11 protein-coding genes are annotated in these 12,625 nt (G+C 42.4%); 10 read left to right on the top strand and 1 reads right to left on the bottom strand.

What is annotated here, in order from left to right; translation table 11 throughout:
- Positions 1 to 100: 100 nt before the first annotated feature.
- From rpsA to JMY00_RS09880, 6 genes are all read left to right on the top strand, one after another.
- Positions 101 to 1,789 carry a 30S ribosomal protein S1 gene (gene rpsA, locus JMY00_RS09905; RefSeq protein ID WP_057759193.1) on the top strand — a complete coding sequence of 563 codons (1,689 nt, stop codon included), beginning with the start codon at positions 101 to 103 and terminating at the stop codon, positions 1,787 to 1,789.
- A 324-nt stretch (positions 1,790 to 2,113) separates the two neighbouring features.
- The gene (locus JMY00_RS09900) at positions 2,114 to 2,419 is read left to right on the top strand and encodes an integration host factor subunit beta (protein ID WP_057759195.1); all 306 of its coding nucleotides are present in this window, start codon (positions 2,114 to 2,116) and stop codon (positions 2,417 to 2,419) included.
- 62 nt (positions 2,420 to 2,481) lie between these two features.
- Complete coding sequence (locus JMY00_RS09895; protein WP_102091942.1) at positions 2,482 to 2,889, top strand: lipopolysaccharide assembly protein LapA domain-containing protein; 408 nt, start codon at positions 2,482 to 2,484, stop codon at positions 2,887 to 2,889.
- Positions 2,890 to 2,981: 92 nt separating this feature from the next.
- Complete coding sequence (gene pyrF, locus JMY00_RS09890) at positions 2,982 to 3,680, top strand: orotidine-5'-phosphate decarboxylase (RefSeq protein ID WP_201580045.1); 699 nt, start codon at positions 2,982 to 2,984, stop codon at positions 3,678 to 3,680.
- A 225-nt stretch (positions 3,681 to 3,905) separates the two neighbouring features.
- Positions 3,906 to 4,703, top strand: coding sequence for a metallophosphoesterase (locus JMY00_RS09885; RefSeq protein ID WP_240990724.1), 798 nt, complete (start codon positions 3,906 to 3,908; stop codon positions 4,701 to 4,703).
- 157 nt (positions 4,704 to 4,860) lie between these two features.
- Entirely contained in the window at positions 4,861 to 5,697 is an 837-nt protein-coding gene (locus JMY00_RS09880) for a histidine phosphatase family protein (protein WP_201580043.1), read from the top strand.
- Positions 5,698 to 5,827: 130 nt separating this feature from the next.
- On the opposite strand, the gene rpsT is transcribed toward JMY00_RS09880, so the two are convergent.
- The gene (gene rpsT, locus JMY00_RS09875; RefSeq protein ID WP_010200097.1) at positions 5,828 to 6,094 is read right to left on the bottom strand and encodes a 30S ribosomal protein S20; all 267 of its coding nucleotides are present in this window, start codon (positions 6,092 to 6,094) and stop codon (positions 5,828 to 5,830) included.
- Positions 6,095 to 6,558: 464 nt separating this feature from the next.
- On the opposite strand from rpsT, the gene JMY00_RS09870 reads away from it, so the two are divergent.
- The 4 genes from JMY00_RS09870 to JMY00_RS09855 all read left to right on the top strand — a co-directional run bounded on the left by JMY00_RS09870 (position 6,559) and on the right by JMY00_RS09855 (position 12,480).
- Positions 6,559 to 7,260, top strand: coding sequence for an NAD-dependent epimerase/dehydratase family protein (locus JMY00_RS09870; protein ID WP_201580042.1), 702 nt, complete (start codon positions 6,559 to 6,561; stop codon positions 7,258 to 7,260).
- Positions 7,261 to 7,434: 174 nt separating this feature from the next.
- A complete protein-coding gene (gene rraA, locus JMY00_RS09865; protein WP_201580041.1) occupies positions 7,435 to 7,971 on the top strand; it encodes a ribonuclease E activity regulator RraA in 537 nt (178 codons plus the stop codon).
- 217 nt (positions 7,972 to 8,188) lie between these two features.
- Positions 8,189 to 11,899 carry a transcription-repair coupling factor gene (gene mfd, locus JMY00_RS09860; protein ID WP_201580040.1) on the top strand — a complete coding sequence of 1,237 codons (3,711 nt, stop codon included), beginning with the start codon at positions 8,189 to 8,191 and terminating at the stop codon, positions 11,897 to 11,899.
- Between the two features lie 149 nt (positions 11,900 to 12,048).
- Positions 12,049 to 12,480: an HIT family protein gene (locus JMY00_RS09855; protein ID WP_057759208.1), complete on the top strand. Its 432-nt coding sequence runs from the start codon at positions 12,049 to 12,051 to the stop codon at positions 12,478 to 12,480.
- Positions 12,481 to 12,625 lie beyond the last annotated feature (145 nt).

The raw sequence follows: 12,625 nt of genomic DNA, 5'->3' as shown, positions 1-12,625 counted from the left end.
TATGATTGCATGGGATATAAAACCAGTATTTCGTTCTATACAATCATAAATTTGATCCGTACTGTGCTGGACAGGATACGGCTATACAAAGGTAGACATAATGGAATCATTTGCTGAACTATTTGAAGCGAGCATTGAAGAGCAGGGCCTAGATATCGAGCGTGGCTCGGTTATTACAGGTGCTGTTGTGGCCATCGATAGCGATTGGATCACAGTAGATACTGGTCTTAAATCTGAAGGTATCGTCGCTCGTGAAGAGTTTTTAAGCGAAGAAGGCGAACTTGAAGTTGAAGTTGGCGATAGCGTTGATGTCGTAGTTGAAGCGGTTGATAACGGCATGGGTCAAACCTTGCTGTCACGTGAGAAAGCTAAACGTGTTGAAACTTGGAACTTCCTTGAGAAAATCGCTGATAACGATGAAATCGTTAAAGGTATTATCTCAAGCAAAGTTAAAGGCGGTTTCACTGTAGATATCGGTTCAGTACGCGCGTTCTTACCAGGTTCATTGGTAGATGTACGTCCTATCCGTGATACAACGCATCTTGAAGGCAAAGAGCTAGAATTCAAAGTCATCAAACTTGATCAGAAGCGCAACAACGTTGTTGTTAGCCGTCGTGCAGTTATGGAAGCTGAAAACTCAGCTGAGCGCGAAGAGCTATTGAACAAGCTTGAAGAAGGCATCGAGATCGAAGGTATCGTTAAGAACCTTACTGATTACGGCGCGTTCGTTGATCTAGGTGGTATCGATGGTCTATTGCACATCACTGACATGGCATGGCGCCGTATCAAGCACCCATCTGAAGTTGTTGAAGTTGGCCAAGACCTAAAAGTTAAAGTATTGAAGTTTGACCGTGAACGCAATCGCGTTAGCCTAGGTCTAAAACAACTTGGTACTGATCCTTGGGATAACGTTGGCGGCACTTACCCAGTAGGTAGTGTTGTAAAAGCTCGCGTAACCAACTTGACTGACTATGGTTGTTTCGCTGAGATTTCTGAAGGTATCGAAGGTCTAGTACACGTATCAGAAATGGATCATACCAACAAAAACATCCACCCATCTAAAGTTGTTCAAGTGGGCGATGAAGTTGAAGTAATGATTCTTGATATCGATGAAGAACGTCGTCGTATCAGCCTAGGTATCAAACAAACTCTAGCTAATCCATGGGATGAGTTTGATAAGAAACATGAGCGCGGTGATAAAATCACTGGTACGATCAAATCAATCACTGACTTCGGTATCTTTATCGGTCTAGACGGTGGTATTGATGGTCTTGTTCATCTCTCTGATATCTCTTGGAACGAAACTGGCGAAGATGCTATCCGTAACTACAACAAAGGTGACACCGTTGAAGCAATGGTATTGTCTGTAGATGCAGAGGCTAACCGTATCAGCTTAGGCGTGAAGCAGTTAAGCTCTGATCCATTCAACGAATACCTAGTCAACAATGACCGTGGTGCTATCGTTAATGGTAAAGTAAAAGAAGTAGACGCTAAAGGCGCTACTATCGAACTTGCTGACGAAGTTGAAGCTTATCTACGTGCTTCTGAAATTCAACGTGACCGCGTTGAAGATGCAACTAAGCATCTGACTGTTGGTGATGACGTTGAAGCGAAAATCATCAGTGTTGATCGTAAAACACGCAACATCAACTTGTCTATCAAAGCGAAAGACGAAGCTGAAGAGCGTCAAGCGATTAAAGATCTTGGTAGCACGAACACTACTGCTGCTCCAGGTTCTGATGCACAGCCAAAAACTATTGGTGATTTGATCAAAGAGCAAATGCAGTAAGCTGCAAACTATTGATATAAAAGTAATATAAAAAAAGCGACTTCGGTCGCTTTTTTTTATGATTAGATTTTATTAACACAGTTAGTAATAGAGGTTTTTAGCCAAATGGGCAAACTCTTATTCCCATTTACGCTAATATCCGCTATCATTTGCACCATTGAGTAACGAGATGATAGTTATAAGCTTTTTATAGTCATAATATGATTCTGAATGTTAGTTTTCAAAGATTCAGTATATATAGTTTAATTATCCAAACGCATTTACGTACTATAGAGCGTTGACTTATCATCAGCTTATCCATCAATCAACAAGGCAAGCGTAATAATGCAGCAAGCGATTAACAAATCCGAATTTATTAGTAATTTGAGTGCAAACTGTGACAACATGGCAGACACCGTGGTTGATGACGCAGTGCGTGAAATCTTAAACTTGATGACCCATACTTTAGCCAATGATGGCCGAGTCGAAGTTCGCGGATTCGGTAGTTTTTGTCTACATCACCGCCGTGCCCGTATGGGACGCAATCCTAAGACAGGTGAAAGCGTACCTGTGCCGGCTAAAGCGATCCCACATTTTAAGCCAGGTAAGGCCTTACGCGAAGCAGTAAACGATACGGTAGCAAACGGTTAATTAAACCAGCACTGGCTATCTAACCGTCAAAATTTATCATTCCAAACAGAGGTAACTGTCTCATGCGCTTTCTACTATTTGTATTGCTATTCTTGAGCTTTGCCTATTCACTTGGTTTGGTATTGGCAAATAATACTGAGGTCGGAGTCAACCTACTGTTTTCACAAGCACCTACGATGAATCTAGGGTTGCTACTTATTTTGTGTTTGATGCTAGGTATTGTTATTGGTATTTTACTGGCATTGCTTATCTTTCGTGTGCTGCAAAATAAGTGGGAAATCTCACGTCTGCAAAAAGCAAACGCAAATCTACAAGAGCAATTGACTCAAGCCAATACAGTTATCGATCGTCAAGCAAGCGCGCCAACAGTAGATGAAGCTGTTTATGGTGCTTCTGCTGCCAATGTACAAAGTAGTGACGCAACTAGCCTAACTGAAGGCTCTACTCTGTCTAAGCGTAGACGAGATTAAGTTGTTAGGTGATCTGCTAGGTGATAGCTTAACGATCGCAGTACTGACCTCAAATACAATACTTTGATAACTTCAAAATATATGGTAAAACCATGAATAATGTAATTAACTCTCCAGTTGTCGTCGCTCTAGACAATATGACGGTAGAGGCGTCTCTAGCGTTAGCTGACCAGTTAGATCCATCTCAATGCCGATTAAAAGTCGGTAAAGAGCTGTTTACGCGTTGTGGCCCTGATATCATCAAGGCACTGCATCAACGTGATTTTGAAGTGTTCTTAGACTTAAAATTTCATGACATTCCGAATACCACTGCTCAAGCAGTGTTAGCGGCCGCTGAGCTTGGTGTATGGATGGTGAATGTCCATGCAAGCGCAGGTCTAGAGGCCATGTCGTTGGCAAAACAGCGTTTGCTAGATAGAGATCTTGATACCTTGCTCATCGCAGTTACCGTATTGACCTCTATGGATAGTGAAGCGTTGATGCAAACAGGCATCACTGATAGCTTAGATACCCAAGTAAGCCGATTAGCACAATTGACCAAGCAAGCTGGTCTTGATGGGGTAGTTTGCTCGGCTCAAGAAGCAAAGGCACTCAAAGCATTATGTGGTCAAGACTTCAAACTGGTAACGCCTGGTATTCGCTTAGCTGAAGACAATGCAGATGATCAAAAACGTATCCGTACACCAAGTCAGGCGCTAATAGACGGTTCTGATTATTTAGTCATTGGTCGTTCGATCACTCAAGCTTCAGATCCTGCTGCTAAACTACAGACAATACTTCAAAGTATTTAAGTTTGAATAGACGTTAAGAAAAAGAGACAGCCTAAATGGCTGTCTTTTTACTTTTTGATGGCAAAGAAAAAGCTGCTACACTACTTAAATTTATTCTTACAGTATCTCCAAAATATAATAACTATATTAAAAACGCTCATGTAGCTAAATATTAGTAGTACTGCTATGAGCGTTTATCGCTAATTAGATTTTTAATAATAACGCCACTAAATGATGTTGGATAATATGAAATTACAGATATTGAGTGACTTACATATTGATAGTTATGCACGTCAATCGCACCCCGTTGGACATATTCCTAAAACTGATGCAGATCTAGTATTGGTAGCAGGAGATACTGCTAATAGCGACAAAGGTATGCCGTGGTTGCAAGAACAAGCGGCGCGCTTAGAAGTTCCCCTGATTACTATCGCTGGTAATCATGAATACTTTGATGAAGACGTATTGAGCTTTGACCATAAACTGGCAACTTGGGATAACTATGATACTGCGTCTAAAAAAGGGGTTCGAGTATTACAATGTCAGCATATCGATATCGGTGATATACGCCTTTTAGGTTGTACGCTTTGGACTGATTATAAGTATCATGCTAACGAAGACACCATGGTCGCTGCTAGGAATTTTATGCGTGATTACAAGCAAATCTATGCAGGCAACGAGTTGTTTTCACCTGAAGTATCTATGCAGATTCATGCTGAGCATCGTCAGTGGCTACAGCAAGCTTTGATTGAGTCTCATAAACTTGGTAAAAAAACTGTGGTAATGAGTCATCATAGCGTCAGTGCGTTATCGGTGTCTGAAAAGTATGCCAATCTACCGAGTAATGCGGCTTTCGTCAGTGACTTGTCAGGATGGATGCACGAGGATTGGGCACCGATGCTATGGGTACATGGACATACTCATGAAGCATTTGATTATAAAATTGGTAATACGCGAGTGATTGTCAATCCACGAGCCTATCCAAACGAGGTTAGCAGTACGGCATTAGAGTTTGCATGGGACAAAGTCATTGATATTGGCTAGGACCGTGTGTAAATATTTGGCAAATCTCCATTTATTCTAGGTATAGACTCTTTTGAATAACGCATTTTTCGAAAGAGTACATAGTATTTATAAGATATATTGCAACTAGATTTGTCTGTGGTTCATTCCTGATAAGAAATCTGCTAGGCTTGCTGTCATGAGTAAATATTTGAATAACACCCTGTCAAAAATATCTGCTGACAAGCTTGCGAGTCACACCCCAAGCGCGCCTGCACCTTCGCACCTACCAGATAGCATGATCTCCTCCGTTAGCCTGTTGCCTGAAAATAAGCGACTGATTCTATTTACTAGGCACTCTTTACGAGAGCGCTCTGATGGTAATGGCTTTGCCAGCTATCAGTTACCGTTGACTCCTAAAGGCCGTATACTGGCAAAGTCTTGGGGTCGTTGGTTATCGGGTCATCTACCATATTCGCTCGACGTCGATAGTATTTCTAGCCCGATTGGGCGTTGTATCGATACCGCGCAGCTGATGCAAGAGGGGGCAGGACTACGGCGTGACATTACGCATCAATCATTGTTGGTTGAGCCTGGCAGTCTCGTCACTGAGCCTGAAATAGCCAATCCTGTGTTCAAAGAAATTGGCGTCCTGAACTTTATTAATCGTTTTTTGCAAGGCAATCTCGAAGGCACTAAAAATGCCTATCAGGGTGGTCTCGATATCTTGTCGCTTTTTTATCAACATCAACCGCAGCACGGGCATTTAATGCTTGCGGTTAGTCACGATACTTTATTGTCTGCTTTTTTAGCGGTCATGCTCGATGTGACCGAAATCGATTGGAATGATTGGCCTAAGATGATGGAAGGGGTGTTTTTGTGGTTTGATGATAAGCCCTTTGAGCAAGCCAATGCTTATTTTGTTTGGCGCGGTGAGGTTTATATCCGCCCGATTAGCGCTTTATTAGAGGGCTACCGTGCTGCTGGTTTTCATCCGAATAAATTGCTATTGCCACCTGAAGTAAAGTGGACTTAATTGTTTTTTTTGCCAAATGATGAATAATTTCTAAACAGGCATAAAAAAACCTTGCTCCAGTATTAGAACCAGTAACAAGGTTTTAATCATTACGCTATAAAAGCGAAATGCGGTCTAACCAATACAAATCTTAAGCTTGTAGGCCTTTGATTGTTTTGTTTAGGCGGCTCTTACGACGAGCAGCTTTATTCTTATGAATAATACCTTTGTCAGCCATACGATCAAGAACTGGTACCGCTTTTTTGTAAGCTTCGGTAGCCGCGTCATAATCTTTAGCTGCGATAGCCGCATCAACACGTTTTAAGTAAGTACGAACCATAGAGCGTTGTGACGCAGAGTTCTGACGACGTTTGGTGTTTTGACGGGCGCGTTTACGAGCTTGTGCAGTATTAGCCACGCGTATCTCCTTGATAAAGATAGATAAAAATATGAATGTTGATTGCAATAATGGGTTTAACAATCATCGGTGACGAGCAGCCGTCTCGTCAAATATGATGTCGATGTCTGATATTAAAGTATCTAATATAAATAGAGCATCGTAAGCGTCAGAGCTGTTTGGAATAATTAAACAGCGTTGACGTGTAAAGCCGATTATCTTAGCAAATTATTGAACTAAGGACAATATATTTGATGATTAATGCTCAAAGAAGTTACGTAATATCATCGAATTTGGGTCATTCTAGTAACTAAATCAATAGTAAGCGCTGATAGACGTAGAGGGTTGATAAAATCTCTTACAATATATCCTATATAATAGCGTCAGTTATTGAGGAATTTAGGTATGATATTCTAACGATAGGCCTTGATATAGGTATTTTCTCATCAATATAGTTCATCTAATGTTATATAAGTGGATAGGGTATGCAGCGAAAAGCAATTGTGATTGGCGCAACGGGGTTAGTAGGGCAGCATTTGGTAAAGCAACTGAGTGAGCTTTATGACACATTGATTGTGATTGCTCGTCGTCCGCCACGCTACATTAATGCCAGCATGCGTTTTTATCAAATCAATGATTTTGATAATCTCTCTGAAGTGTTTGCAAGTGTCGGTGCCGATCGAACCACGGATGCTTTTAGTTGTTTGGGTACGACAAAGAAACAAGCTGGTAGCGATGAGGCTTTTCGCAAGGTAGATCGAGACTATAATGTAAATTTTGCCAAGTTATGTCGTGATAAAGGGGTAGAAAATTTCTTTTTACTCTCCTCGATGAATGCGGATATTGAAAGCCGCTTTCTGTACAATCGAGTTAAGGCTGAGACAGAGCAGGCTGTTATGGCATTAGATTTCGGACAATTGGTCGTCTTCCGTCCGTCGTTATTGCTTGGTAAGCATAAAGGTCGTCCGCTTGAGAGCATTGGTCAAAAAGCCTTTAAACTTATCTCGCCCCTCGTATCAGAATCACTGTCGTTACATCCTATCTCGGCTAAGCGCGTTGCTAGTGCTATGGCCATGAGTGCTCATGATATATATCATCGTAGTAAGTACCGTACTGAACCTCAAATCAAGCGTACGGATATTATCGAAAATAAGCAGATGCTAGCGATGACCCGTGTTAAAAAATAAAAGGACAGTTTTTCTAGTGATAGATTCAGTCTTAAAACTGGAAAGTTACAGATATCGATTGTTAATTGCATTAGAACAAGAGTACAAGAGTAAAAAACACAATAACTATTATCAAAGCATCAATAAGTATTGAAAAACCAGTCAGTTGAAACACTAAAACAAGGAGCAGGAGCAATGTCAGAATCGATACAAATGGATAGAGGGAATTTTGTCACTTGTGATCTATTGGATGCCAATCCTGAGTTGCGAGTATGCTTACCAAACATCGAAGGCAAGTCATTCCGTCAGTTTGGTGCAAAAGACAAATTCTGCGGTGAAATCGTGACGGTTAAGTGTTTTGAAGACAATAGCCGCGTTAAGTCACTGTTGAATAGCGATGGCAAAGACAAAGAAGGCAATGGCAAAGTATTGGTCGTGGATGGCGGCGGCTCTATGCGCTGTGCATTACTAGGCGATATGATTGCACAATCAGCTATCGATAATGGCTGGGCTGGGGTAATTGTATATGGTTGTGTTCGCGATGTTGATGACATGGCAGAGATGGATCTTGGTGTGATGGCGCTTGGTTGTATCCCGCGCAAATCAACTCGCCGTGATGAAGGTCAAACGGATATCGAAATTAGTTTTGGTGATCTGACGTTGAATTCGGGTATGTTCATTTATGCTGATAACAATGGCATCATCGCTAGCGATAAACCACTTATCAGCTGAAGTTTTAGGCTTGGCTTGATTATCAAAAATGAAAACCTCAGCTGATAAGTTGGGGTTTTTTGTTATGTAACGACAGTTAAAGCGCAATAATCGTTGTTAACCCTCAATCATTAATGAGTAAACTCTTAAGTGACAAACCGTTACGGCATAAGTTTTGGTAATTGCTCAAATATTCGTATAATAGCTTTCTGACTCCTTAACTTTGATTCTACTCTTTATGCCTATTACTGCTCTGACTGACGCGTTTGACCCTATTAACCAGCAGTTGTTTCCTATCCAAAATGCCGAGCGGCGTTGGCTAGCGCCTGTCCATGGGGCGGTCAGCAGTTTATGGTTGGCAAGCTTGGTGCAAACACCTATGTGGAATGTTGCCGAGCGCCTAAAAGTTGTGGTAGCACGTGACCAGAACCAACTCAATCAAATAGAGACTGAGCTGGCATTTTGCGGAGTCGATGCTTACGTATTCCCTGACTGGGAAACGCTAACCTATGATGAGCTATCTCCACATCAAGACATCGTTAGCGAACGCATTAATCTGTTGACGGATATGCCAAAAACGGGCGTGCTACTTATTTCAATACAAGCGCTCATGCATCGCGTCGCACCGCCAAGCTGGTTGATTGGACAGCATTTTGATTTGAGTGTCGGCGATCGTTTTGATATCAATACCCAACGTGGGCTATTGGCAAAAGCAGGTTATCGCGCGGTTGAAAATGTCTTTGAACCAGGTGAGTTTGCAGTACGTGGCAGTATTATTGATATTTTTGCCATGGGTCAGCCTTTTCCGCTACGTTTAGACTTGTTCGATGATGAAATCGAAACCATTCGCTTTTTTCATCCTCAAACGCAGCGTACATTGACTGCCGATGATTTGAAGGCGATGTTAACGGGCAACGATACCAGTATGGCAAAAGAGTCATTGTCACTACTGCATAAGATGCCAGATATCTCTAAACCTATTGAACAATTTCAAATCTTGCCCGCAAAGGAGTTTCCGCTTGATGAAGGGCGTGAGACCTTCCGGACAAACTTTGCTGCGATGTTCCCTAATACCAGTAGCCGTAAGTCTGAGCTGCACAAAGACGTAATGGCAGGGATTGCTAGTAGCGGATTAGAGTATTATCAGCCGCTATTTTTTGACTTAAAAGACTGGGAGGCGGAAAGTAGTTTATTTTCCTATTTACCAAGCGATGCGTTGTTTATCACCGATGAATTAATCAATGAAAAACAAGCTGATTACTGGTCGCAAATTCAGCGCCGTTACGAAGAGCGTCGCCATGATATTGATAAGCCTATCGTAGAGCCAGCAATGCTGTATCTATTATCTAACGCGCTTAACGAGCAGCTCAATCAATACCCAAGAGTAATATTAAGTGCTCGTGATGAGCTGGCTACGATGAATGATGTAGCAGCGCCAGAAAGTATAGAAGCCTCACAAATACCATTGCCATCGAGTGTCACTAAACAACAAGGGCTGGTGACATTAAGTGCTCAAGAACCGCCACAGTTAGCAGTCAATCATCAAAAGTCTGAACCATTATCAGAATTGCTCGACTTCTTGGATACGCAATCAAAGACTTCAACACCCGTATTAATCGTTGCAGAAACCGCAGGCCGTCGCGAGATTCTCATCGAACTGTTCAAGGGCAAGATTAATATCAAGGCGTACGATAGCTTTGAAGCCTTTCTAGCCGCAGATAAAACCAGCGCTATTAATAACAGTCATTTGCCGCATGTTGGTTTGACTGTCGCACCACTCGAACGTGGTGTCTATGTGCCTGAACGCTTGGTGTTGATTAGCGAGACACAGCTGTTCGGTCGTCAAGTCTTACAGACGCGCCGTCGTCGCCAAAGCGGGGTATCAGAAGAGTTCTTAGTCAAGAGCGTCACTGAAATAACAGATGGTAGTCCAGTGGTACATATCGAGCATGGTATCGGTCGTTATAATGGCTTGATTACCTTAGATGTGGGCGATGGTGAGCAAGAGTTTATCCATTTAAAATATTCTGATGACGCTAGTATCTATGTGCCAGTGGCTAATTTGCAAATGATTAGTCGCTATAGTGGCGGTGATCCAGCGTTAGCACCGCTACATAAGATTGGTAGCGGCAAATGGGATCGAGCCAAGCAAAAAGCATTAGAGCAAATTCATGACGTCGCTGCTGAATTGCTCAATATGCAGGCAAGACGTGAGGCCAAAGTTGGCATTCATTTTAAGATAGACCCATCACAGTATGAGCTATTTGCCAGTCAGTTTGCCTTTGAAGAAACCGCCGACCAAGCCAATGCCATTCATGCCGTAATGGAAGATATGAGACAAAACCAACCGATGGATCGTCTTATTTGTGGCGACGTTGGTTTTGGTAAAACAGAAGTCGCAATGCGAGCCGCCTTTATTGCGGTTAGTGCTGGCTATCAGGTTGCCGTACTGGTGCCTACTACATTGCTTGCCGGTCAGCATGAAGACAACTTCCGCGATCGTTTTGCCGACTGGCCAGTCCGTATCGAGAGCTTATCGCGCTTTGGCGGCAAAAAACATCAAGAAATGGTGTTGGCTGATTTGGCTGCTGGCAAAGTGGACATTGTCATTGGTACTCATAAACTGCTACAACCAGATGTGAAATTTGCCAACCTTGGCCTGATGATTGTTGATGAAGAGCATCGCTTTGGAGTGCGTCATAAGGAGCGTATCAAGGCCATTCAGACAGATGTTGATAGTATGTCTATGACGGCAACTCCGATCCCTAGAACGCTAAATATGGCGCTCTCAGGCATGCGCGATATGTCGATTATCGCCACACCGCCTGCCCGTCGTCTTGCGATAAAAACTTTTGTAATGCAAAAGACAGAAGCCTTGATGAAAGAAGCCATATTGCGTGAGCTATTACGTGGTGGGCAGGTCTATCTGCTACATAATGATGTTGCCAGTATTGAGCGTATGGCAGAAACCATTCGTGACCTAGTGCCAGAAGCGCGAGTAGGGGTGGCACATGGGCAAATGCAAGAGCGTCAGCTTGAGCAGATCATGCAGCAGTTTTATCATAAAAAGTTCAACGTGTTGGTTTGCTCTACCATTATCGAGACGGGTATTGATGTGCCCAATGCCAATACGATCATCATTGAGCGCGCTGATAAGTTTGGTCTTGCGCAATTGCATCAGCTGCGAGGCCGAGTAGGGCGTAGTCATCATCAAGCGTATTGCTACTTATTAGTGCCTTCTCTGAAAGGCCTCAAAGGTGATGCCAAGCGCCGTTTGCATGCGATTGAGCGCGCCAATACCTTGGGTGCAGGCTTTATGCTGGCAAGTGAGGATTTAGAGATTCGCGGCGCAGGTGAGATATTGGGTAAGCAGCAGAGTGGCAATATGCAGGCGATTGGTTTTAGCTTATACATGGATATGCTTGAGCGGGCGACTAAAGCCATTAAAGCTGGCAAGGAACCTGATTTAAATACACCATTGTCGCTAACCAGTGAAATCAACTTACACAGCTCTGCCCTCATTCCAGAGGAATATCTACATGACGTGCATCAGCGCTTATTGTTCTATAAGCGTATTAGTAATACCGATGATAAAGAAGCATTGACGGATATTCGTACGGAGATGATAGACCGCTTTGGAGCACTGCCAGATCAAACCAAGCAGCTATTCGCCATTCATGGATTACGCTTACAAGCAGAGCCGCTTAAGATTAACAAAATTGATGCCAATAGTAGTAGTATGACGCTGGAATTTGCGCCTGATACTCCAGTTGATGCGTTAGCGATTATCAAGTTGATCCAATCAAATGGTCAGCATTATCGTATGAATGGCGCATCTGGTATCCGTTACCAAAATAGCGATAAACTGGCCACACCGCAACAGCGTGTGACGGTCATACAAGAGCTGCTGCGCTATTTTAGCGAGCACATGGTGACAGAGCCTGCTTAGTATATAGCTGGATATCAAGTAGGCTAGGTAGTCATTCCAAGGCAATAAATCATGGTGCTATTTTATCAACCAGATAACTGATAAAATAGCCAAACTAACTTTTAACCTTCTGTATTTTATTTGCATTAAACAACAAGAGAACCGTCATTATGTTCCAACTTCATCATAAACTTGCTGCTGATAGTTTTTTAGTGGGGGATTTTCCATTATCCACTTGTCGTTTAATCAATGACTGCCAATTTCCTTGGCTGATATTAGTGCCACGTGTATCCGGTATCAAAGAGCTATATGAGCTGTCTGAGGCAGACCAAACACAGTTTTTACGAGAGTCGAGCTGGTTGTCGAGTCAGTTAGCTAAAACCTTTCAAGCCGATAAAATGAATGTAGCCGCTCTTGGCAATCAAGTGCCACAGCTTCATTTTCATCATATTGTCCGTTATCAAAATGACATGCAATGGCCAAACCCAGTATGGGGTGTGCCAGCTGTTCCATATACTAAGGAAGTGTTGGCGCAAATGCAGCAAACATTGATGATGGCATTACGTGGTCATCACCAAATGCCGTTTGATTGGCAAATGTAATTATCAATCTATTCTGCCTTTAATAAGAATAGATTGAACCTTAATTTTATATGTAAAAGAGAGGCCAGATACTTAAATGTATTTGGCCTCTCTTTTTATTTAAATTTGGATAAAAACTGTAAACAGTGAATAAACTAGACAAAAG

Origin of the sequence: Psychrobacter sp. Pi2-52, assembly GCF_904846705.1 — a bacterium.
GTDB lineage: Bacteria > Pseudomonadota > Gammaproteobacteria > Pseudomonadales > Moraxellaceae > Psychrobacter.
Note: the sequence above shows the minus strand (reverse complement) of the source record. Positions and strands in the feature narration are given on the sequence as shown.

What these genes read in the sequence shown, in the direction of transcription:
- JMY00_RS09885 (WP_240990724.1), top strand. Translation starts at nt 3,906, where the DNA reads ATGAAATTACAGATATTGAGTGACTTACATATTGATAGTTATGCACGT.
- JMY00_RS09900 (WP_057759195.1), top strand. Translation starts at nt 2,114, where the DNA reads ATGCAGCAAGCGATTAACAAATCCGAATTTATTAGTAATTTGAGTGCA.
- JMY00_RS09895 (WP_102091942.1), top strand. Translation starts at nt 2,482, where the DNA reads ATGCGCTTTCTACTATTTGTATTGCTATTCTTGAGCTTTGCCTATTCA.
- mfd (WP_201580040.1), top strand. Translation starts at nt 8,189, where the DNA reads ATGCCTATTACTGCTCTGACTGACGCGTTTGACCCTATTAACCAGCAG.
- rpsA (WP_057759193.1), top strand. Translation starts at nt 101, where the DNA reads ATGGAATCATTTGCTGAACTATTTGAAGCGAGCATTGAAGAGCAGGGC.
- pyrF (WP_201580045.1), top strand. Translation starts at nt 2,982, where the DNA reads ATGAATAATGTAATTAACTCTCCAGTTGTCGTCGCTCTAGACAATATG.
- rraA (WP_201580041.1), top strand. Translation starts at nt 7,435, where the DNA reads ATGTCAGAATCGATACAAATGGATAGAGGGAATTTTGTCACTTGTGAT.
- JMY00_RS09870 (WP_201580042.1), top strand. Translation starts at nt 6,559, where the DNA reads ATGCAGCGAAAAGCAATTGTGATTGGCGCAACGGGGTTAGTAGGGCAG.
- JMY00_RS09855 (WP_057759208.1), top strand. Translation starts at nt 12,049, where the DNA reads ATGTTCCAACTTCATCATAAACTTGCTGCTGATAGTTTTTTAGTGGGG.
- JMY00_RS09880 (WP_201580043.1), top strand. Translation starts at nt 4,861, where the DNA reads ATGAGTAAATATTTGAATAACACCCTGTCAAAAATATCTGCTGACAAG.